Here is a 23,326-nt window from a genome sequence, read left to right on the forward strand (position 1 = left end):
GATTTCAATCACATACTCAACCTTCTGAAATAAATCGTTCACCAAAAATGACAGATCATCCTCCTGAGCCGGCTGGCGACCATCTCGGTCAGTTTGCAGCCGATGTTAAAGACGGCTTACAAGATAAACCAAAGCATTTTCCATCGCTCTATTTTTACGATGACGAAGGCAGCAGGCTTTTTCAGCAAATCATGCACATGCCCGAATACTATCTATTCGATTGTGAACTTGAGATATTCAAGGAAAAGGCTGAGGAGATGTGCAAAAACATTTTCTCCGAAGAAGACCGACCGGTAGAGATTATTGAGCTAGGGGCAGGTGACGGCTTGAAAACCATAGAGCTGTTGAAAGAAATTGACAAGCACGGCAGTCCTTTTAGTTACTTACCAATTGACATTTCGGAAGAGGCCATTAATCAAATTTCGAAGACACTACTTGAGCAGCTTCCGGAGCTAAAAATTTCTGGGATTGTTGCGGAGTATTTCGATGGGCTGGAGCAGATCAGAATGTCGAACTCTAAAAAGGTTATTCTCTTTTTGGGATCAAATCTCGGTAACTTTCCCAGAGAGAATGCAACATCATTTCTAAAAGCTGTCAACGACAGACTCGACCCGGGAGATCTGCTTTTGCTCGGAACAGATCTAAGAAAGCACCCGCGAATAATCATCGATGCATACGATGATAAACAAGGCATTACAAGGGCTTTTAACATGAACTTGCTCAAGAGAATCAATCGGGAGTTGGATGCCAATTTTGATCTGGACCACTTTGAGCATTATCCCATGTACGACCCTGAAACGGGCGAAGCCAGGAGCTACATCATCAGCACCCGTGAGCAGGATGTGACTATAGGAGTCATTGGTGAGACTTTTCACTTTGATAAATGGGAAATGATTCACACAGAGATCAGCAAAAAATACAGTTACAACGAACTGAATGAACTCGCTGAGAAAACCGGATTCACTGTAGCGGACGTCATCACAGACAAGCGACAGTATTTCGCAGACTCATTTTGGGAAAAACGCTGATCTCGCATCTGTAACTCACGTCACCTTCTTTTCATCGGTTCCTCGTTAATTTTGTACTCATTCATTGGATGTTCCAATTGATTTAGTCATAATTAAAAACAAGAAACTATGTCATTTTTAAAAGATTTATTCACGGTAGGAAAGGAAGTACCAGCATATTTGGAAAAAGGAGCCAAAGTGATTGATGTTCGCTCCGAAATGGAGTTTAAGCAAGGTCACCCAAAAGGAGCAATAAACATCCCTTTGGATCGGTTAGGTTCCAATAAAGATAAAATCTTGTCTATGAACAAGCCAGTGATTTTTTGCTGTGCCTCTGGAAACAGAAGTGGACAGGCTACTTCGAGAATGAAAAAAGAAGGCCTTGACTGCATCAATGGTGGCGCATGGACAAGCGTAAATAGTAAAATTCAAAATAAATGAGATTAGTGATCATGCTTTTGAGCTCCCTGGCTTTCGTGGCCAGTGGGTGCTCTCAGGGAACAGGGGAGAACAGCAACCAGTCCACTACGGAGTCTGTTCAGGATCAAAAAGGCGTTTACAGAACCGTGGATGTTGCGGCATTTGAGGCCGCTCTTAATGAAGGAGAAGTGCAATTGGTTGACGTGCGCACTCCTGGTGAATGTGCCAATGGCGTAATTGAAGGTGCCGAAAACATCAACATTGGAGATTCTGATTTTGATCAGCAGTTGGAGAAGCTCGATAAAGACAAGCCTGTTCTGGTTTATTGCGCCTCTGGTGGCAGAAGTGCCAGAGCCATGAACATGATGAAAAGCAAAGGCTTCGAAAAAGTGCTCAACCTAAAAGGCGGTTACGGTGCCTGGGTAAAACATGAGTGAAACTAACAATGGAAAAGTACATTGACATTTTTCTGAAGTCTTTCGGTGAATACTGGAATTATCTGAAAGACGAGTTGCTTTTTAGTTACAGCTACAAGCCGTGGTACGAGAACTACTTTTACTGGCTCATTCTTGTTTCACTCGTAGTTTGGTCGCTCGAGATCATCATCCCCTGGAGGAAAAACCAGAAGGTATTCAGGAAAGATTTCTGGATGGATGCTTTCTATATGTTTTTCAATTTCTTTCTTTTCTCCCTCATTGCCTACAATTCTATCTCTAATGTAGGGGTGGAGCTCTTCAACGATTTTTTGAACTGGCTGGGATTTGAAAACCTGGTCGCAATTGAGATCTCATCGTGGCCCAAATGGCTGCAGCTTCTATTGCTTTTTGTCCTGGCGGATTTTATCCAATGGAGCGTGCATATCATGCTTCACCGTGTGCCGTGGTTGTGGGAATTTCACAAGGTTCACCATTCGGTAAAGGAAATGGGTTTTGCTGCACACCTCCGCTTTCACTGGATGGAGAAAATCGTATACAACACCATTCAATATATTCCACTGGCGATGATTGGCTACGGACTGCTCGATTTCTTTTTCGTACACATCATTGCTTTATTAATTGGTCACTTGAACCATGCCAACCTGGGCATCGATTACGGCCCATTTCGTTACATTCTCAACAACCCTAAAATGCACATTTGGCATCACGCCAAAAAAATGCCCAACAAATACGGGGTGAATTTTGGGATCAGCCTCAGCATTTGGGATTATCTATTTGGAACCGCTCATATACCTTCAGATGGTAGAGACATTGAGATCGGGTTTGAAGGTGAAGAGAAATTCCCTAAAACGCTCGGAGGTCAGCTCATCCACATTAAAGAAGAAAAATGAAAAAGACACTTCTCGACTGGAAGCTCTGGCTGCTGGCCAGTTTGACTCTTGGTCTGGCACCTTTTACTCCAGAGCCTCATCTCTGGGGAAAATTAAAATGGATAGCCGGTGGGGCAGAAGGGATGAAGCTCATTGACTGGTGGGATACCTTTATGCATGGAGCACCCTGGGTGATGCTCGTAATCTCTGTTGTCTATTTAATAGTGGAGCGCACAAAAAAACGGCCGGACCAACAAGCCGACCGTTCTTAGGGAGTGTAGTTTTAGTGTACTTACTCCATCACTTTAGACAACGTCTTAAAAAACATTGATGGCGATAAACACTGCGCTTACCACAGCACTTACAATGAATGACCACGCAAAAGTTTTGAACGGAGCCTGACCAATAGCCATTGCATTGGATCCCATCGCTGTTGCAGCCACTGTTGCAAGTTGCCAAACCGGTGCACCGCTCTGAAGAATGAACATAGCTGCAACACCTGCCAAACAGCTGCCTGCTGTGATGGCCAGGGTCATTATTCCGTAGTAATTGCTCTGCTCCTTATCAATTATTGAGTTTATTTTATCTATCAAGATCATTGTTCTGAATTTTTTGTGTTTCGCGTTTTACTATGACACAAATCTAAATTCAGAGCAGAGGAAAAAGATTGATCTAAGTCAATCCAAAATTTGATAATGGGATAGAGGTGTCGAAGGATCTGAATACAAAAAGCCGGATGTCATGCTGAACTTGATTCAGTATCTATCCGGCTTTTGTAGAAGTCAACTAATAAATTGCTAACTCAATAGAGTTAGGCAGATGCTAGCATTTCTTGTTTTTGTTCACCTACGCGGTCACTCTCAATGTATTCATCAAAAGTCATCAGTTTGTCGATGATTCCATTTGGCGTAAGCTCTACAATTCTATTGGCCACAGACTGAGTGAAAGCGTGGTCATGCGAAGTGAAAAGTACAGTTCCAGGGAAATCCTTCAGCGCGTTGTTGAAAGCGGTAATCGATTCGAGGTCGAGGTGGTTAGTTGGTTCATCAAGGATGAGAACATTACCGCCTTTAAGCATCATTCGGGAAATCATGCAGCGCACCTTTTCACCTCCTGAAAGCACATTCGACATTTTGAATGTTTCCTCACCCGAAAAGAGCATTTTCCCGAGGAATCCACGAATGTAGACTTCATCTTTTTCCTCAGAATATTGACGTAACCAGTCGATGAGATTGTTTTCTCCGGTGAAGTAGTGGTCGTTTTCGTTTGGCAAATAAGCTGGAGTAATCGTTTGACCAAACTGGAACTCACCCGTGTCTGCTTTCTCTTCACCCATCAAAATCTTAAATAGAGAAGTGGTTGCCATGCCGTCTTCACTCAGGAAAGCAATTTTATCTCCTTTGCGAACATTTAGATCGAGTCCTTTAAACAGCGTTTTACCATCAGAGGACTTGCTCATATTCTCGATGTTGAGAATCTGATCTCCGGCTTCGCGATTTTGATCGAAGATAATTGCTGGATAGCGTCTCGAAGACGGCTTGATATCGTCAACATTAATCTTCTCTAACAATTTCTTACGGCTTGTAGCTTGCTTCGATTTGGATGCGTTCGCTGAGAATCGAGCGATGAACTCCTGAAGTTCCTTTTTCTTTTCTTCGGCTTTCTTATTGGCTGAAGCTCTTTGGCGAGAAGCCAGTTGGCTCGATTCGTACCAGAAAGTGTAATTACCGGTAAAGAGCTGAATCTTGCTGTAGTCGATATCGGCAATGTGAGTACAAACCGTATCGAGGAAGTGACGGTCGTGAGAAACAACGATCACCGTATTTTTAAAATTCAACAAAAAATCCTCGAGCCACATAATGGTTTTTAGATCCAAATCATTGGTAGGCTCATCGAGAATCAGTATGTCTGGATTTCCGAAAAGCGCCTGAGCCAAAAGCACACGAACTTTCTCAGTTCCGTTAAGCTCTTTCATCAGAATGCCATGCTTGCTCTCGTCAATCCCCAATCCGCTTAGCATCGAAGCCGCATCAGACTCAGCATTCCAACCGTCCATTTCTGCAAATTCGGCTTCAAGCTCAGATGCTTTTATTCCGTCTTCTTCGCTAAAATCAGGCTTGGTATAAAGAGCGTCTTTTTTTGTCATTATTTCCCACAGTTTTTTGTGGCCCATAATGACTGTATCGATTACGCGACTTTCGTCAAATTCAAAGTGGTTCTGCTTGAGTACGGCCATTCTTTTGCCCGGCTCGATGTGAACAGACCCAGAGTTGGGATCGATGTCGCCCGAAAGAATTTTCAGGAAGGTAGATTTACCCGCTCCATTGGCTCCAATTACACCGTAGCAATTGTTGCCTGAAAAGGAAATATTTACTTCATCGAAAAGCACTCGCTTTCCGTACTGTAGCGATATGTTGTTTGTTGAAATCAAAGACTTACTGTTTTTTTTTGAGGCTGCAAAAGTACTGCTTTTTTTATGATTTATCGGTCATTTTTGCTTATGGCTTTTCTTCTACCGCAATGAGAGCTTCAGAGGATTTCTCTATTTTCGTGTAGCATTTTACGTATCACCACTATCAAATCATGAAGTTCTTCTCAACTCTCACACTTCTTTGTTTTTCGATCAGCGTTTTTGCTCAGGCTCCTGATGGGTATTACAGCTCTGCCAATGGCTTATCTGGAGAAGCGTTGAGAGCGGAACTCCAATCGATCATCGACAATCACGATGTGCAGTCTTACGGAAGTTTATGGATCCATTTTCAGTCGACAGATCAAAAGCCAAACGGAGAAGTGTGGGACATGTACTCCGATAATCCTCAAGGTCCGGAGCCGTTCGTTTTTGAGTTTGGAGACGACCAATGCGGAAACTACGGTGGGGAAGGGGATTGCTACAACCGGGAGCACTCGTTTCCAAAGAGCTGGTTTGGCGATCAGAGCCCGATGAATTCCGATCTTTTTCACCTTTACCCCACAGACGGCTACGTGAATGGGATTCGCGGAAACTATCCATTTGGAGAAGTAGGAAGCGCCAACTACGTTTCTGAAAACGGCTCGCTCCGCGGAACTTGCATTTATCCCGGTTACAACGGAATTGTTTTCGAGCCGATAGACGAGTACAAAGGAGATTTTGCCCGCAGTTATTTTTACATGGTCACGAGGTATTTCGATCAGGTTGACAACTGGAATTCACCTATGCTCAATGGCGATGGCTTTAGCGACTGGGCAGTAGACCTTCTGCTTGAGTGGGCAGCTTTTGACCCTGTTAGCCAGAAGGAAATTGACAGAAACAACGCGGTTTTTGCTATTCAGGAAAACCGAAACCCGTTCATCGATAATCCCGATTTTATTGAGCTTATCTGGGGAGAACCAGCTTGCCTTTTTTACGATTGTGGATGCCTAGACGAAACAGCCTGTAACTACAATTCAACAGCCGACATTGCGACTGACGAGTGCGACTACTCTTGTTATGGTTGTATAGATGAAAATGCCTGTAATTACGATTCAGAAGCCGAACTCAATGACGACTCTTGTTTTTATCCTGGCGATACTTGCCAAACGGGAACTGGAGAGACTTCAGTGCTTGACGAAAACTGCGAGTGCGGAGTGATAGAAGGATGCACGAACCCTAATGCCTGCAATTACGAGCCGGAAGCTCAACTAGATGATGGTAGTTGTGTGGTGACGCTCTATTGTCCGTGTGCACCCGACATCAACGGAGATGAGATGATCGACACGAGTGATCTTCTGATTCTAATCTCATTCACCAGCTGCCAGCAAAACTGCGGAGGTGCAGATCTCGACCTCAACGGCAATGTCAACACGAATGATGTTTTGATTTTCCTCTCGAATTTTGGGCAAAGCTGTAGTTATTAGACCAGAGTGAGTTTCAAAGAGGTTGTCAACTTTTTGACCAAGCGTACTCCGAAGTTCATGGCCAAGAGCACCTCACACTGAACTTGTTAAAATAAAAGCTTCAAAAATCTTCACTATTTTAGCTCCAAACCAAAACTCTCTTAACATGCACTTTCGATTTGCCTTTTTTATTGCTGCTATTCTCATTACTCAGTCGGCCACTGCCCAGCTTTTCGGAGATCAACAGATTATCTCTACTTCTGCTTTTGAAGCCGCATTTGTCTATTCAGCCGACCTGGATGGCGATGGTGACATGGATGTGCTTTCTGCTACTAATGATTACGACAAGATTGCCTGGTATGAGAATCAAGGTGGTGGACTTTTCGGTTATCAGCAGATCATTTCTACTCAAGTTGATCTCCCCATCTCAGTTTATACAGCCGACCTGGATGGTGATGGCGATCTGGATGTGCTCTCGGCTTCTGCGGAGGATGGAAAGATTGCGTGGTATGAGAATCAAGGTGCAGGCATCTTCGGTGATCAGCTGATCATCTCTATACAAAATGATAGTCCATGGTCTGTTCATGCAGCCGACCTGGATGACGATGGTGACATGGATGTACTCTCGGCTTCTAGTCTAGACGACAAAATCGCCTGGTATGAGAATCAAGGTGGAGGGACCTTCGGTGATCAGCAAATCATCTCTACTGAGGCAAACGCTGCTTGGTCTGTCTATTCGGCAGATATGGATGGTGATGGCGATATAGATGTACTATCGGCTTCTGGCATTGATAACAAGATAGCCTGGTATGAGAATCAAGGCGGAGGGACCTTCGGTGATCAGCAAATCATCTCTATTGAAGCTGAGGGTGCTAGCTCTGTTCGAACGTCCGATCTGGATGGTGATGGCGATTTTGATGTGCTCTCCTCTTCCATGTCTGACAACAAAGTTGCGTGGTACGAGAATCAAGGCGCAGGGACCTTTGGTGGTCAACAGATCATTTCCACTCAAGCTGAGGGTGCCCGGTCTGTAGATTCCGCAGACCTAGATGGCGATGGCGATATGGATGTACTCTCTGCATCGCAGAGTGAAAGCAAGATTGCGTGGTATGAAAATCAGGGTGGAGGTGCTTTTGGTGATCAGCAGATCATCACTACAGAAGTCCTTAGTGCCAGGGCTGTCTATACAGCCGACCTGGATGGCGATGGCGATATGGATGTACTTTCTGCCTCCCATTGGGATGACAAGATTGCCTGGTATGAGAATGTTATAGGTGAGGGTTGTACAGATTCGAATGCATGTAATTATGAGCCCGATATGTGGATAGAAGATGGTTCATGCTGCTTTTCTGATTGCGGGTGTACAACACCTGGAGCAGTGAACTTTGCCCCCACTGCCACCTGTGATAATGGCTCTTGCCGGTTTCAGGTCATCGGTACCGTATTCTTCGATGAAAATGAAAATGGCCTCTTGGATGAATCTGAATATAGGCTTCCTTTTCAGGAAGTCGGTCTTTTCCCTAATAATTTAGCGCTCACCACCAACGACCAGGGCAATTTCTTTGTCAATACTTCTGGGGGTAGTGATGAGTTTACATTCCAAGTGGAAGAGAACCCGCTCTTTCCCTTTTTTACTACGCCTCAGACCCTGACCTTCGATGCCACTCAAGAAAACTGGAATCAAGACACACTATTTTTTGGAGTAAGCAACGAATTACCATCCTTTGATCTTGAAGCTAACATGTATTCAGTGATAAACGGCTTCCCCTGCAATGACGAAAGAGGATATTACCTTTGCTTTCGCAACACCAGCAATGTTTCAATCGATGTCCAACTCGAATTTCAATACGATAGCCTCTTTCAGAGCATAATAGAAAGCTCTAACATAGACTCAATTGGAGAGAATATCGCTTACTTGAGTTTCAATGATGTGGCTCCATACGAGCTGGTTTGTACAGAGGTGGAGTTACTCAGTCCTACCGTGGAATTCATCGGAGAATATTTAGAGACGTCCTTTGAAGTACAGGCTTTTTACGATGGAGAGGAAGTTGCCTTCGGAATCGACTCACTCTCAGAAGAACTAACCTGTGCCTATGATCCAAACGACAAACAAGTCTTCCCGGAAGGCTATAGCGAAGAGCACTACATCGCCAATGACACATTATTGGAATATCTCGTTCGATTCCAAAACACCGGAAATGCCCCAGCCACCGATGTGGTTGTGCGCGATACTCTAGACGAGAATCTCAATCTCTCATCCTTCCAACTAGTAGCTAATTCGCATCCAGTCTACACGACTGTCGATCCGGCAACGCGCGAGGTGGAATTCTACTTTCAGAATATCATGCTGCCCGACTCGGTCAACAACGAGCCAGAGAGCCATGGATTTGTCTCTTTCACAGTCCGCCCTGAATCTGAGCTGCCACTCCTGACCGAACTAAACAATACTGCGGCAATCTATTTCGACAACAACCCACCCATCATTACTAACACCACCTGGAGCACGATCTACGATTGCTCGCTATTCGATGTGAGCTTTACCGATGATGGAGCGCTACTCACTGCTAGCGAAGGAGACCACTACCAGTGGTTCCTGGATGGAGAACCCATAGAAGATGCAACCGAGCAGGAATACACAGCCTTGGAGAATGGTGATTACTCAGTGCAGGTCGATATCGACTTTCCTTGTTCGGATAACAGTGGCTCTACTTTCATAGTAACTTCTATCGAAGAATGGGAGGAAAGCAAAATCACTCTCTTTCCAAATCCCATGACAACCTCCGCCATGTTGGACCTGGGAGACCTCAACGGACCAATCCAACTAGAGATCTATGATGTTATGGGTAAACTACAGCGCTCTGAGTTCATTAATCTTGATTCAGGAAATCTAACTATTGACAGGGGCGACCTTTCACGAGGGACCTACATCCTAAGACTGACAAGTGAAAATGAGACCAGGGAGTTGAAGTTTGTGGTTGAGTAGTTTTCTTTTTGATCAATAATGCTTTACAACGGGACAACGAAACTACTTTGTCTTGCATCAAGATATTGATCAACTTTTTTGAGAACATTTAACCACAAACCAAAACATCCTTAACATGACTTATCGATTTGTCTTTTTCATTTTTACACTTCTTATTTCTCAAAGCGCTTTTGCCCAGCTTTTCGGTGAACAGCAGATCATTTCTACTCCAACTGATGCGGCCAAATCTATCTATTCTACCGATCTGGATGGTGATGGCGACAATGACATACTCTATATTACCTATTGGGGCGACCTACTTGCCTGGCATGAGAATCAAGGAGGAGGCCTCTACGGTGAGCAGCAGGTTATATCTGCTCAATTTGATGGTACAACCACCTTTCATGTGGCCGACCTGGATGACGATGGTGACTTGGATATCATCACTGCTTCTCAATTTATCGATAACATAGCCTGGTATGAGAATCAAGGCGGAGGCCTTTTCGGTGAACAGCAAATCATCTCTACGCAAACCAATGCTCCATCTTCCGTTTATACAGCCGATCTGGATGGCGATGGTGACTGGGATGTCCTCTCTGCTTCTCAATATGACGACAAGATCGCCTGGTATGAGAATCAAGGCGGAGGCCTTTTCAGTGCTCAGCAGATTATTTCTGTGCAAGCTGATTTAGCCTACTCTGTACATTCTGCTGATCTGGATAGTGATGGCGACATGGATGTTCTCTCCGCTTCTCAGTTTGATAATAAGGTCGCCTGGTATGAAAACCTAGGAAATGGCCTCTTCGATGATCAGCAAATCATCTCTATACAAACGGAAACTCCCTCTTGCGTACATACAGCCGACCTTGATGGGGATGGTGACCTAGATGTTCTTTCTGCTTCCTGGTATGATTACACGATCGATTGGTATGAGAATCAAGGCGGAGGATCTTTCGGTGAGAAGCAGGTTATATCTGATCAATTTGATGGTGAAATCTTCTTCTACGTAGCCGATCTGGATGGTGATGGCGACAATGATATTCTCTCTGCTTCTGAATTAGGCCTTAAAATCGCCTGGTATGAAAATGAAGGTGGAGGCCTCTTCGGTGATGAGCAGATTATCTCTACTCAAGTTATACTACCTAGATATGTCTTCTCAGCCGACATGGATGACGATGGCGATATGGATGTGCTCTCGGCTTCCACGGGGGATCAAAAGATTGCGTGGTATGAGAATCTCACCGGTGAAGCTTGTACAGATCCCAGTGCCTGTAACTACGACCCTGATGCTTGGATAGAAAACAACAGCTGCTGCTATGAATGCGGATGTACGGTGCCTGGTGCTGAGAACTATGACCCACTTGCTTGTTTTGATGACGGATCTTGTGATTTCCAGGTCCTCGGGATTGTTTTCTTTGATGAGAACGAAAATGGCGTGATGGATGAGGAAGAAAATGGCCTGTCACTTCAGGAAATGGAACTTCTACCTAATGATCTGACTTTAATCACCAATGGCGAAGGTCAATTCTTTGTAAATATTTTTGGTTCAGAAGAATATACGTTCACCCTGACTGGCAACTCTGATTTCCCATTCTTCACTACGCCAGAGTCCTTCACTTTTGATGCCACTCAAGAAAATTGGAATCAAGACACACTCTTCTTTGGTGTAAGTAATGAATTACCGGCCTTCGACCTGGAAGCTCATATGTATTCAGCGATAAACGGTTTCCCCTGTGATGATGAGAGAGCATACATTCTTTGCTTTCGTAATACCAGTAATGTTTTAATCGATGTCCAACTTGAATTCCACTATGATAGTCTCTTCCAGGACATCACTCAAAATCCACTAATCGATTCATTGGGAGAAAATGTAGCTTATCTAAATTTCACAGACGTAGCTCCATTTGAACAGGTTTGCACACAGGTTGAATTACTCAGCCCTACTGTGGATTTCATCGGTGAGTTTTTAGAAACTTCAATTGAAGTTCAGGCATTTTTCGATGGTGTAGAAGTTGCATTTGGAGTAGATTCGCTTGCAGAAGAATTAACCTGTGCCTATGATCCCAATGACAAGCAGGTTTTTCCGGAGGGCTACAGCGAGGAGCACTACATCGCCAACGATACGATTTTAGAATACCTGGTTCGATTCCAGAATACCGGTAATGCCCCGGCCATCGATGTGATTGTGCGTGACACTCTAGATGAGAATCTGAATCTCTCGTCTTTTCAACTCGTGGCTAATTCGCATCCTGTTTACACGACTGTCGATCCTTCTACTCGTGAAGTGGAGTTTTACTTTCAGGACATCATGCTGCCCGATTCGGTCAATAACGAACCGGAGAGCCACGGGTTTGTCTCTTTCACCGTTCGTCCTGAACCTGAATTGCCACTTTTAACCGAGCTGAATAACACTGCGGCAATCTTTTTTGACAACAACCCGCCCATCATCACCAACACCACCTGGAGCACGATCTACGATTGCTCGCTCTTCGATGTGAGCTTTACCGATGATGGCGCATTGCTCACAGCCAGCGAAGGCGACCACTACCAGTGGTTCCTGGACGGAGAACCCATCGAAGGTGAAACAGAGCAGGAATACACCGCTCTGGTGAACGGAGACTACTCTGTGCAAGTGGATATCGACTTCCCTTGTTCAGGTATCAGTAGCTCTACCTTCGTTGTAAACTCTATCGAGGAATGGGAGGAAAATGAAATCACCCTCTTCCCAAACCCTATGACAACCTCCGCGATGGTAGACCTGGGTAAACTAAATGGTGAGATCCATTTGGAGGTCTTTGATGTCATGGGAAAACTGCAGCGCTCTGAATTCATAACCATTGAATCAGGAAACTTGACACTCGAAAGAGGCACGCTTTCAAAGGGTACTTATATCCTTCGATTGACAAACCAAGATGAAACAAAGGAGCTGAAGTTCGTGGTTGAGTAGTTTCTTAGGTTGTCGGTCAAAGTTGTATCGACTAATCTAGACTGGATTTCAATTTAAGAATGTTTCTGTCGGGTCAGTTCTATAATGGACTTCTATCTTTGCACCCTAATTTTTTTAAAAACATTCAATGAAGAAATTCATACTCCTCTCAATTTTATTTACAGCTTTTCAGGGCTTTTCTCAAATCCCATCTGGATACTACGATGATGCTGAAGGTCTCAATGGAGATGCTCTTCGCAGCGCGCTGCAGGAAATTATCGAAGATCACAGCTCTCAATCCTACAGCAGTTTGTGGACACATTTTCAGTCGACTGACCAAAAGCCAAACGGTGAGGTGTGGGACATGTATTCTGACAATCCAGACGGACCGGAACCATTCGTTTTTCAGTTTGGAAGCGACCAGTGTGGAAACTACGGTGGTGAAGGCGACTGCTACAACCGTGAGCATTCATTTCCCAAGAGCTGGTTTGGTGATCAAAGTCCGATGAACACAGATCTCTTTCATCTCTACCCAACTGATGGTTACACTAATGGAATACGCAGCAACCATCCATATGGAGAAACTGATTCCCCCACTTATACTTCTGAAAATGGCAGCAAGAGAGGCACGAGCAGTGTGACCGGCTTTGTCGGAACTGTCTTTGAGCCGATTGATGAATACAAAGGAGATTTTGCCCGCACGTATTTTTACATGCTCACGAGGTATATGGATCAGGTTGACGGATGGAGCAGCTTCATGTTGCAGGATGACGATTTTTCTGCCTGGGCGCTCACAATGCTGATGGAGTGGCACGAAGAGGATCCTGTTTCACAAAAAGAGATCGACCGCAATAATGCAGTTTACGACATTCAGAATAACCGCAACCCGTTTATCGATGACCCTGAGTTTGTCGATTTGATTTGGGGCGAGCCGATTGGAGTGGAGGAAGCTGCTGACAATGACTTCGACATGTGGTGGAGTGAAGGAACAGTCCATTTCTCCGACAACGTTGCCAGAGCCGAGCTCTTTGTCTACTCAACTACTGGTCAGCTCGTAATGAAAAAGACTGTGTCTGGAAACTCCGTGAATCAGCTTGACCTTGACAACGGAATGTACATCATTCAGCTACATACAGGAAGCACTTTTGAAGTTCTCCGAGTTGTGAGGTAGAAGAGGGTTTGTAAGAAAAAACTCACAAAATTTAAAATGGCCTAAACCGCTGTGAAAGTGGTTTCTAGGCCTTTTTTATGCGCCAATAAACCGATTGAGTGCACCAACCAATCGTAACCTCACAGGAAGGGATATCGTAAAAAACGCACATTACCCTTTGAATCCCTGCAAGGCCAGATTTTGTTCTTCACCCGGAACTTTACTGATAACCGCGGATTACTTCGCGATTTGATTAAACCAAAAAACCTGTGTGATGAAGAACATTTCTACTCTTTTTGTATCCATTCTTTTACTTTCAGGTTTCTATGCCAACAAGGCTCTTGGAACTGCACCTCCTCTTTTCGGGTTTGACGATCAGTTATGCGATAACGAAGATTGTTATGTTTCCGGTTATGGTGAGTCTGAACGAGCTATTTGGCTAACCGATTTACCCAATGGGATTCACGAAGATTTCATGTTCGATGAAAATGGCGGTAGCTTCGAGACCTTCCCGAACGGGACAGCCCATCTCTCTGGTACCGTGGTGAACATGGAAGATCCGGACTATGCTTTCGAAATGAGCGTTTGGTTTAAGAACCGAATGAACTGGGAAGAATGGTCTGACCTCGGTCGAGGCTGGAAAGGTAATCCAGACATTGTCGGTAACCTTTACCAAACCTGGGATTATTTCATCATGGATCCTGATTCAGCCAATGAGTTGATCGGGATTAATGCTTTGGATGGTTCTTACATCAGCCTCACGCACAGACCTTCAAATTACCACTACGGTCTTCAAATTGGCGAAGCAGCCAACGACAAAAATGCCGAACCTGGAATGTCGGTTTGGTTTGATTACTCAGGTCAGGTAGATGGCGAATATATCATTGGCCACGGGGATGCAAACCTCGAAGGAGGTTGCGAAAATCTACCTGTTTTGGATTGTGTAGATGATGTTTCTATCGAGTGCGACCAGGACACCGCTCCTGACTTCACCGGTGAACCGGAGCTCAACTGTCCCGAGAGCTACACTTTGACTTACGAGGATCAAATCGTTGAAACAGATTGTGGCTATACCATCATTCGAGTTTGGACAGCTACACACGTTGTCAGCTCTGAAGAGGTTGTTTGCGAACAGCACATCACTGTAGAAGACACAGAGGCTCCAGTTGTCGATATGAGTTTGCTCAATGCCTCAGGATGTTCTATAAATTCGGAAGCTATTGCTGCTGCCGTAGTAGATAATTGTGACGAAAACCCGACCGTGGAAGTGCAGGTTCTGGAAAGTGAATCAACCAGCGGAGACTTTTGCGATCCTGGAATGTTTAGAACCCAAACTATGGGCGGATGGGGAGCGAACCCAAATGGAAATAACCCCGGTGTTTATCTTGAAAATAACTTTGACGCGGCTTTCCCCAACGGGATTACAATTGGGTGTGAAAACACGATCACCTTTACTTCGGCTCAGGCAATTCGAGATTTCTTGCCGAGTGGGTCTTCTCCGTCTCCACTACCAGAGGGCAACATGACCAACCCTGGTGGTAGCTACAACAATGTGTTTGCCGGCCAGGTGCTTGCTCTTTCAATTAGCGCTGGTTTTGATCAGGCTATTGAAGATTTTGGGGATGCTCCAATCACAATTCTCGACCTTGAAGTTGCCAGTGGAGATCTTGCTGGTGTTTCGGTTTCAGAATTGCTTCAGGAGGCGAACAACGTTCTTGGAGGATGTGAATCTGAATACTCAATTACTCAACTTAACACGGCAATCACTTCAATAAACGAAAACTTTGTGGATGGTACCCAAAGTAATGGTTACCTCGATTGCGATCTCGAGGGAGAGTGTGTTCAGCTCGTGAACGTCCAGGTTTATGCCACTGACGAATGCGGGAACACGCTTGACGAAATTTTTCAACTGACTATTTCAGATGACGAGGCCCCTGTGTTTGTTTCCGCTCCAGATGACATTTCAGTTCCGTGTGGAGAGATCCCAGAGCCGATTTACGAGATAGAGGATAACTGTTCCTCTGCAGAAGTGGTTGTTGAAGTTGCCGATGAGCTAGTGTCTGGCGCTTGTCTGAACACCATTCAAAGGACATTCACTGCCACGGATGCTTGTGGAAACGTAACCACTCATGTGCAGTACATCCAGCAAATTGATGAGGAAGCTCCTGTTTTTCAGAATGAACCTGAAAACCTGACCATTCTGTGTGGCGAGGAAATCCCATCTTTTGAGCCAACTGTAACAGACAACTGTTTGGAAGACTTGCCTGTCGAGTTTTCTGAGGAGATTCAGACTTCTAATTGCCAGCAAGTCATCACTCAAACATGGACCGCTATTGACAATTGTTCAAACACCAGCTCAGTTTCGCGTCAGATAATTGTGGTTGATACCACAGGCCCTGTAGCCGAGGCTGGAGTGGAAGAATTGACTGTAGAGTGCGGTAGTCTGGAGGAAGCTCCAGAGCTGTCATTCAGTGACGACTGCAGCGAAATTGCGTCTGTTACTTTTGAAGATGAAGTGGAGGAAGATGGATGCGCACAATTAATCTCAAGAGTTTACACCGCAACGGATAATTGCGGAAATACGACTGTCGTTACCCAAATTATTGAGGTAATCGATCAGGCTCCTCCACAGTTCATTTCAGTTCCTGCTGATGTCGAGACCCTCTGTGGTGCAGTTCCCCAGATCAATGATCCAATCGTAATTGACAACTGCAGTGAAGTGGAAATTTCGCTTACGGTTAGCTATCCCGAAACAGAAAATTGCAACGAAATTGTTCGCACCTGGACAGCTACTGATGCTTGTGGAAACAGCTCTTTCGCTACTCAAACAATAGTTCAGATTGATAATGAAGCACCGGTTTTTACCGATGTTCCAGAAGATATCACTGCGGCTTGTGGTGATCCAGTAGAGTTTTTAGAGCCCACAGCTACAGATAATTGCCCGACTTCACTTGAAGTGGTTTATGAAGAAGAATCTACAGCTGCGGATTGTGCAGTGATTACTACCAGAACGTGGATAGCCACAGATGGTTGTGGTAACACTGCCGTGGCAACGCAAACGATTACACAAACTGATAACGAAGAGCCTGTTTTTGATGCACCTTCAGAGATTTCTGTGGAGTGCAACTCTATCCCGACAGAAGCAAATATCAACGTTTCAGACGATTGTGCGGAACAACTTGATGTCAGCTACAGCGATTCTGTGATTGATGGAGTTTGCAGTTACTCCTTTGTGAGAACATGGACAGCAATAGACGTATGTGGAAACACAGCGGTTTTCGAACAGACGATTAATGTAGTTGATGAATCTGCACCTGAATTTGTGTACGTACCAATAACCAAGTCTGTACCTTGTGGTGTTTCACCACTTTTGGAGTCGCCTGAAGTTGTAGACAACTGCTCGGATATTGAAATTGAATTCTCTGAAGAAATCACTGGTGAAGGATGCAATCAGCAAATGATTCGCACCTGGATTGCAACTGATGCCTGTGGTAACTCTTCAGAGGCTACTCAGGTGATCAATTTTATCGACAATCAAGGACCGACTTTCTCAGCTTCAGTAAGCGACCTCGAACTTTCTTGTGAAGAAGAAGTGCCAGCAGCTGTTGATTTGACAGCTACTGATAATTGTTCAGGTGTAGTGGAGGTGGTTTTCTTTGAGGAAATGACCCAGCTGTGCGGTAGCACTTACACCATTGAAAGAACATGGACAGCCACTGACGACTGCGGTAACAGTTCAGTGGAATCGCAGACGATCGAAGTGATTGACGATGTAGCTCCGGTTTTTGAGTTTGTCCCTGAAGATGTGGAAGTAGCTTGTGGATCAATTCCAGAAGTTTCAACTCTCAATGCCACAGACAACTGTGGGGGAGAAGTGACCATCGAATTCGACACAGAATCGCCTACTGGAGGATGCCCGAATATTCAACGAATCTGGACGGCTACTGACGCTTGTGGAAATGCTACTTCAGTAATTCAAAATGTATTTATTACCGATACTGAAGCTCCTACTTTTGTGGACTTCCCGGATGACATCGAAGTAGACTGTAACAGCTTACCAGAAATGCCAGATCCGGATGCTGTCGATAATTGCGATGAGAATGTAGTTGTGACCGCCACTCAAAGCATTATTGGAAGCGGTTGTCAATACACCATCATCCGCACATGGATTGCATCAGATGCTTGCGGAAACTCAACTGTTCGCAGTCAGTCGGTAACTGTAAACGACACTGAAGCACCTGTTTTTGCAGAGTCTCCAGAAGACATTACTGTAGAGTGTAGTAGCGACCTCGCACCGACTTACCCAGAGGTGGTTGATGACTGTGCCGGAAACATTCAGGTAACTCACGAGGATGAAGTACTTGGATCGGGATGTGAGTACCAAATTCTAAGGACGTTTACTGCCATGGACGATTGTGGAAACACCGCTACTGAAGATCAGATCATCACGGTAGTCGACAATTCAGCACCATTTTTACAGGGTATCCCCGCGAATGCTTATGTGGACTGCAACAACATTCCAGAACCTGCAGAGGTGACTGCAGTTGATGCCTGCTCACAAGATTTGGAGGTAACTCTCACAGAGGAAACCTTTGGTGAAGGTTGCGAATACGTGATCAGCAGAACATATTACGCAGAAGACGATTGCGGAAACGGAATTTCGATTACCACACTCGTTCACGTAAGTGACGAGTCGGCTCCGGTCTTCTCTGGTTTGGAACCCGAGGTAAACGTTGACTGTGACGAAGTAATGCCAGAATTAGGCGAGCCAACTGTTACAGACAACTGCACTGAAAACCCAACAGTCAATTACATGACATTCTCTGAATCAGTAGAATGTGGAGGTGAGATCATAACCAGAATCTGGACTGCCACGGATGATTGTGGAAACACAAGTACATTCACTCAGGTAGTAAACAGAACTGACACTACGGCTCCGGTGATGACAAACGTACCGTCAAACACCATTGCCGAATGTGGAAGTCTTCCTGCAATTGAGTATCCTGATGCTACTGACAACTGTACTGATCAGGTTGAAATTACCGTGATTCAGGAAGTTATTCCCGGGGAATGTCCGTACGAAGTTCAGCGAATTTTCCGCGCCTTTGATGAATGCGGAAATATGAGTATGGCAGTTCAAAGCATTTTTGTTCACGACACTCAGGCACCTGAGTTTACTTCAGAGCTTCCGCAAGACACTACCGTAAATTGTGGTGAAGTGCCAGGTCCTGCCGAGGTGACGGCAGTAGACAATTGCTCTGTAGTTGAAATTATTTTCTCAGAAGAGACCGTGATTGAAGATTGCGGCAAAACATTAATCAGAACCTGGACAGCGTCAGATGATTGCGACAATTCAACAATGCACACTCAGGTAATCACCTTGGAAGACAATGCCAGCCCTCAGTTTGAATACCAGCCTCAACCGCTAACGGTGGAGTGCTCAGAAGTTCCGGCTTTTGATTCCATACCTGTATGGGACGATTGCGGAAATGTGACGATTACGCTGGAAGAACTGGTGACTGAAACCGAATGCTCTTCAGAGTATGAACTTTTCAGAATATGGACGGCTACCGACAACTGTGGAAATCAGGCTAGTGTTGCCCAGGAAATTTCTGTAGTGGACAACACTGCTCCTGTAATCACAAATTTACCTGAAGATACAATCGCAGATTGTCACAATGTACCCGAGGTACCAGAATTAATAGTCGATGAAGGATGCGGAAATGAAAACGTTGATATCCAGCTTGAAGAAACTATTAGTGGAGATACAGAAAGTGATAACTGTGAACTTGGAAATGCGGTAACGCTTTCTAACGAAGTTGCACTGCTTCTGCCTGGCGTTGAAGGAATGAGCGAATACTTTGTGTTTGCTGAAGAAGGTGGTTTGCTCGAGCGTGATCCGCAAACCGGAACAGCCCATATCACCGGTCAGGTCTACGATGTTGCTAACGGTAATAAAAGCTGGATTATCGACATTCACCTTGAAAACCAGATGAACTGGGAAGAGTGGTCAGCTCTCGGTCGTTCTTACAAAGACGATGCAGATGTAGCGGGCGATAGTTACCTTGACTGGTCTTTCTACACAGTAGATCCCGATCAAAGTCAACTAGTGGGTGCTGGCGACTTTAGTGGAAGTACACTTTCACTTTCTCACGCACCGCTGGACTTTATGTACGGTTTCCAGCTCGGTTGGGCTGCCAACAACAGAAATGCCGAATATGGAATGTCAGGTTGGTTTATGTACGATGGAGAAGTTAATGGAACTCAGATCGAAGGAATGGGAGACATCATTGTGGAAAACAACTGTTGTCCAGACCATGAGATTGTTAGAACCTGGACAATCACTGACTGTGCCGGAAATCAAACGGTGCATGTTCAAACAATTACAGTGACTAGCACATTCGAACCAGGAACCATCAACATGCCTTTCATTGCCGAAGAGCCAAACTTCAGCGTCACTGGTAGTGAGGGTGAAGAGTTTAACCTGCGCTACTACGTGCCAGAGAGTGGAAAAGTGAATATCAGTATGTACGACCTCAGTGGTAATCACCTGAAAACAATCTTCGATGGTTATTTGGAAGAAGGCCAGGAGTACACCACAAAGGTTAATAAAACAAGCTTTACTTCCGGGATTTACCTCTTCCGGATGGTCTACGGATCAGAATCGATTTCTGACAAAGAAATCGTGACGAGGTAAGTAGTTCAAATTAGTGAACATCTGTAGTTTTAGTGTTAATCGGAAAAAGCCCAGACAGATCGCTGTCCGGGCTTTTTCTTTTTTACCCGCTCATACTTTCAGATCTCCGCTTGTGAAACGAACAATCAGAGCTTCGAGGCATTTTGATACATTTGTCTCTGTCGAAAAAACCTAAATGATGAAGTTGAAAATAACTAACCTGATATGTCTGCTGGTATTTCCAGCTCTGCTATTTGCCCAGAAAAACACAAATCAAAACAAATTCAGACAGCTCGGGCCTGAACTGCGCTCACCAAACGTTTACAGAACGGCTTCCGGAGCTCCAGGTGAAAAATACTGGCAGCAAAAAGCCGACTACAAAATGGACATTGAGCTCGATGACGAGTTGCAAAGAATTTACGGTGAAGAAACCATCACCTACTACAACAACTCTCCCCACGATCTGACTTACCTTTGGGTTCAGCTCGATCAAAACATGAGAGCAAAAGATTCAGACTCTTATAAAATTCGCCAGTCGAGCATCGACCCCGATAATGTAGACAAAGGAGACCTGGACAGACTGGAGCCCTGGTTTGATGGAGGTTTTAAGCTCGATTACGTGAAAGATGGAAGCGGAAACGATTTGGAACATACGGTGAACAAGACGATGATGCGCATCGATCTTCCGCAAAAACTGAGAGCAGGTCAGAGTACGGTCATCAAAATCAAGTGGTGGTACAACATCAACGACCGAATGAAAATTGGTGGACGTAGTGGGTACGAGTATTTCGAAGATGAAGACAACTACCTGTACACCATTGCTCAGTTTTATCCTCGAATGGCTGTTTACAGTGACCACGAAGGTTGGATCAACAAACAATTCCTGGGAAGAGGGGAGTTCGCACTTCCTTTTGGTGATTTCGAAGTATCGATCACTGCTCCCGAAGACCATGTGATTGCCGCTACAGGCACACTTCAAAATGAGCGCTCTGTGCTCACCTCAAAACAAAGGTCCAGAATGGACGAGGCTCGCGATTCCGATGAGCCAGTGATGATCATCACCGAAGACGAAGCTCGTGAAAACGAGAAAACAAAGGCATCTGGCAAAAAGACCTGGGAGTTTTATGCTGAAAATGTGAGAGATTTTGGTTTTGCTTCGTCCCGCAAATTCCTTTGGGATGCTCAGGGAGTAGAAATCGGAGGAAATGAAATCCTTGCTATGAGCTACTATCCGAAAGAAGGGAACCCACTTTGGGAGCGTTTCTCAACTAAGGCTGTTGTGCAGACACTCGAGACCTATTCGAAACACACCATCGATTATCCTTATCCGGTTGCAATTTCTGTAAATGCCGCTCGAATAGGCATGGAGTATCCCATGATTTGCTTCAACTATGGACGCCCTGAAGAGGACGGCACCTACACGGAACGGCTGAAATACGGAATGATCAGCGTGATTATCCACGAAGTCGGCCATAATTTCTTCCCGATGATTGTCAATTCTGATGAGCGACAGTGGACGTGGATGGACGAAGGCTTGAATACATTTTGCCAGTATTTGGCAGAACAGGAGTGGGACGCGAATTACCCATCGAGAAGAGGACCTGCAAGAAATATTGTGGATTACATGAAAGGCGACCCAAGTCAGATTTCACCAATTATGACCAACTCTGAAAGCATTTATCAATTTGGTAACAACGCATACGGCAAGCCAGCCACCGCTCTCAATATTCTCAGAGAAACGGTGATGGGGCGCGAGCTGTTCGACTTTGCATTCAAAACTTATGCAGAGCGCTGGGCTTTTAAACACCCGACTCCTGCAGACTTCTTCCGTACTATGGAAGACGCATCTGCTGTGGATCTCGACTGGTTTTGGAGAGGTTGGTTCTACACTACAGACCATGTAGATATCGGTATGGAAAGCGTGGAGTGGTATCAAATCAGCACCGGCAACCCAGAAGTGGAAAAGCCCATTGCAAGAGAGAAAGCAGAAAACGAACCTGAGGATGTAACAGATATCAAGAATGAAGAAGATGTCCCTGAAACCAGAGTTGAGAAAGATGAGTCACTGAGAGACTTCTATGTGAAACACGACCCTTACCAGGTTACTCAACTCGATAAAAAGGAGTACCAGGAATATCTCGACAATCTTACGGATGAAGAAAAAGAAGTGCTTGAGAGCGGTGACAATTTCTACGAAATCACTTTTGAAAATCATGGAGGTCTTGTGATGCCGCTCATTTTGAAATTCGAATATAAGGACGGTACTTCCGAAATAGTTCGTATTCCTGCAGAGATTTGGAGAATGAGTGAGCCGAAAGTCACCAAAGTGTTTGTTACAGATCAGCCTGCTACTCGGATTGTACTCGATCCTCATTTAGAAACAGCAGACACGGAGATGAGCAACAACTATTGGCCGAAGCAGCCAACTCCAACTCGTTTCGACCTCTTTAAAGACAAAATGGAGAAAAGAAATGAAAACCCGATGCAAAGAAATCAGCGCAACGAAGAGTTGAAAGATTAATGAAAACACAGTTCGAATAATTTAAGCCCTTTTTGGAACAAACCGAAAAGGGCTTTTTCTTTTCAAGGCTTTTTTGAAAATGCTTACTTACCTTGCTTTCAAAGAAAATCCACAGAAATGGCTAAGAAAGGACCAATGCCTAGTTTCGAAACTATTGATGATTACATTGCTCACCAACCTGAAGATGCACGCGAAAAGTTGAACGAGTTGAGAGCGATAATCAAAGAGGCTGCACCGGATGCTAAAGAAGTTTTGAACTACAAAATCCCATGTTTTACACTTGTGTCAGAAGGTAAGAGGGATCAGCAAATTATGATGGCCGGGTATGCTCGGTTCATCGGATTTTATCCTTTTCCTACAACGATGGAAGCATTCGCGGAGGAACTCAAAGGTTTTAAAAAAGGAAAGGGTTCGGTACAGTTTCCTCTAAACCAACCACTCCCTAAAGAACTGATCAGAAGAATGGTGAAATTCAGAAAAGATGAGCTGCAAAGAGATAACTAGGC

At 44.8% G+C, this 23,326-nt stretch carries 14 protein-coding genes; 12 read left to right on the forward strand and 2 right to left on the reverse strand.

Translation table 11 applies throughout. The annotated features are described in order from the left end of the window. The first annotated feature begins 47 nt into the window (after positions 1 to 47). From egtD to ABHV44_RS05515, 5 genes are all read left to right on the forward strand, one after another. The gene (egtD, locus tag ABHV44_RS05495) at positions 48 to 1,028 is read left to right on the forward strand and encodes an L-histidine N(alpha)-methyltransferase (RefSeq protein ID WP_459073660.1); all 981 of its coding nucleotides are present in this window, start codon (positions 48 to 50) and stop codon (positions 1,026 to 1,028) included. A 108-nt stretch (positions 1,029 to 1,136) separates the two neighbouring features. Continuing rightward, positions 1,137 to 1,448, forward strand: coding sequence for a rhodanese-like domain-containing protein (locus ABHV44_RS05500; protein WP_459073661.1), 312 nt, complete (start codon positions 1,137 to 1,139; stop codon positions 1,446 to 1,448). Then, the gene (locus ABHV44_RS05505) at positions 1,445 to 1,864 is read left to right on the forward strand and encodes a rhodanese-like domain-containing protein (protein ID WP_459073662.1); all 420 of its coding nucleotides are present in this window, start codon (positions 1,445 to 1,447) and stop codon (positions 1,862 to 1,864) included. The genes ABHV44_RS05500 and ABHV44_RS05505 overlap by 4 nt, the downstream gene beginning before the upstream one ends. An 8-nt stretch (positions 1,865 to 1,872) precedes the next feature. Then, positions 1,873 to 2,754 carry a sterol desaturase family protein gene (locus ABHV44_RS05510; protein WP_459073663.1) on the forward strand — a complete coding sequence of 294 codons (882 nt, stop codon included), beginning with the start codon at positions 1,873 to 1,875 and terminating at the stop codon, positions 2,752 to 2,754. Further along, positions 2,751 to 3,005 carry a hypothetical protein gene (locus ABHV44_RS05515; RefSeq protein WP_459073664.1) on the forward strand — a complete coding sequence of 85 codons (255 nt, stop codon included), beginning with the start codon at positions 2,751 to 2,753 and terminating at the stop codon, positions 3,003 to 3,005. Before ABHV44_RS05510 ends, ABHV44_RS05515 begins: the two co-directional genes overlap by 4 nt. Before the next feature lie 45 nt (positions 3,006 to 3,050). Here ABHV44_RS05515 and ABHV44_RS05520 read toward each other — a convergent pair whose 3' ends face one another. Next, positions 3,051 to 3,332 (reverse strand): hypothetical protein, encoded by a 282-nt coding sequence (locus ABHV44_RS05520; RefSeq protein ID WP_459073665.1) that lies wholly within the window; start codon positions 3,330 to 3,332, stop codon positions 3,051 to 3,053. 212 nt (positions 3,333 to 3,544) lie between these two features. Then, complete coding sequence (locus ABHV44_RS05525) at positions 3,545 to 5,164, reverse strand: ABC-F family ATP-binding cassette domain-containing protein (protein ID WP_459073666.1); 1,620 nt, start codon at positions 5,162 to 5,164, stop codon at positions 3,545 to 3,547. Positions 5,165 to 5,316: 152 nt separating this feature from the next. Between ABHV44_RS05525 and ABHV44_RS05530 the strand changes: the two genes are divergently transcribed. From ABHV44_RS05530 to ABHV44_RS05560, 7 genes are all read left to right on the forward strand, one after another. After that, the gene (locus tag ABHV44_RS05530) at positions 5,317 to 6,606 is read left to right on the forward strand and encodes an endonuclease (RefSeq protein ID WP_459073667.1); all 1,290 of its coding nucleotides are present in this window, start codon (positions 5,317 to 5,319) and stop codon (positions 6,604 to 6,606) included. Between the two features lie 145 nt (positions 6,607 to 6,751). Beyond that, on the forward strand, positions 6,752 to 9,568 hold the full coding sequence (locus ABHV44_RS05535) for an FG-GAP-like repeat-containing protein (RefSeq protein ID WP_459073668.1): 2,817 nt from the start codon (positions 6,752 to 6,754) through the stop codon (positions 9,566 to 9,568). 115 nt (positions 9,569 to 9,683) lie between these two features. Further along, positions 9,684 to 12,494: an FG-GAP-like repeat-containing protein gene (locus ABHV44_RS05540; protein WP_459073669.1), complete on the forward strand. Its 2,811-nt coding sequence runs from the start codon at positions 9,684 to 9,686 to the stop codon at positions 12,492 to 12,494. Between the two features lie 127 nt (positions 12,495 to 12,621). Then, on the forward strand, positions 12,622 to 13,644 hold the full coding sequence (locus tag ABHV44_RS05545) for an endonuclease (protein WP_459073670.1): 1,023 nt from the start codon (positions 12,622 to 12,624) through the stop codon (positions 13,642 to 13,644). A gap of 253 nt (positions 13,645 to 13,897) precedes the next feature. Next, on the forward strand, positions 13,898 to 20,320 hold the full coding sequence (locus tag ABHV44_RS05550) for an HYR-like domain-containing protein (protein ID WP_459073671.1): 6,423 nt from the start codon (positions 13,898 to 13,900) through the stop codon (positions 20,318 to 20,320). Positions 20,321 to 20,495: 175 nt separating this feature from the next. Continuing rightward, on the forward strand, positions 20,496 to 22,820 hold the full coding sequence (locus ABHV44_RS05555; protein WP_459073672.1) for a M1 family metallopeptidase: 2,325 nt from the start codon (positions 20,496 to 20,498) through the stop codon (positions 22,818 to 22,820). 117 nt (positions 22,821 to 22,937) lie between these two features. Then, positions 22,938 to 23,324, forward strand: coding sequence for an iron chaperone (locus ABHV44_RS05560; protein WP_459073673.1), 387 nt, complete (start codon positions 22,938 to 22,940; stop codon positions 23,322 to 23,324). The last annotated feature ends 2 nt before the right edge of the window (positions 23,325 to 23,326 follow it).

This window comes from Halocola ammonii, from assembly GCF_049334165.1.
Classification (GTDB): domain Bacteria; phylum Bacteroidota; class Bacteroidia; order Flavobacteriales_D; family Sanyastnellaceae; genus JBEGHD01.

Bases quoted from the DNA above. Each gene is read 5' to 3' on its own strand.
- ABHV44_RS05515 (WP_459073664.1), top strand. From the start codon at position 2,751: ATGAAAAAGACACTTCTCGACTGGAAGCTCTGGCTGCTGGCCAGTTTG.
- ABHV44_RS05555 (WP_459073672.1), top strand. From the start codon at position 20,496: ATGATGAAGTTGAAAATAACTAACCTGATATGTCTGCTGGTATTTCCA.
- ABHV44_RS05550 (WP_459073671.1), top strand. From the start codon at position 13,898: ATGAAGAACATTTCTACTCTTTTTGTATCCATTCTTTTACTTTCAGGT.
- ABHV44_RS05560 (WP_459073673.1), top strand. From the start codon at position 22,938: ATGGCTAAGAAAGGACCAATGCCTAGTTTCGAAACTATTGATGATTAC.
- ABHV44_RS05510 (WP_459073663.1), top strand. From the start codon at position 1,873: ATGGAAAAGTACATTGACATTTTTCTGAAGTCTTTCGGTGAATACTGG.
- ABHV44_RS05520 (WP_459073665.1), bottom strand. From the start codon at position 3,332: ATGATCTTGATAGATAAAATAAACTCAATAATTGATAAGGAGCAGAGC.
- ABHV44_RS05540 (WP_459073669.1), top strand. From the start codon at position 9,684: ATGACTTATCGATTTGTCTTTTTCATTTTTACACTTCTTATTTCTCAA.
- ABHV44_RS05505 (WP_459073662.1), top strand. From the start codon at position 1,445: ATGAGATTAGTGATCATGCTTTTGAGCTCCCTGGCTTTCGTGGCCAGT.
- ABHV44_RS05545 (WP_459073670.1), top strand. From the start codon at position 12,622: ATGAAGAAATTCATACTCCTCTCAATTTTATTTACAGCTTTTCAGGGC.
- ABHV44_RS05530 (WP_459073667.1), top strand. From the start codon at position 5,317: ATGAAGTTCTTCTCAACTCTCACACTTCTTTGTTTTTCGATCAGCGTT.
- egtD (WP_459073660.1), top strand. From the start codon at position 48: ATGACAGATCATCCTCCTGAGCCGGCTGGCGACCATCTCGGTCAGTTT.
- ABHV44_RS05500 (WP_459073661.1), top strand. From the start codon at position 1,137: ATGTCATTTTTAAAAGATTTATTCACGGTAGGAAAGGAAGTACCAGCA.
- ABHV44_RS05535 (WP_459073668.1), top strand. From the start codon at position 6,752: ATGCACTTTCGATTTGCCTTTTTTATTGCTGCTATTCTCATTACTCAG.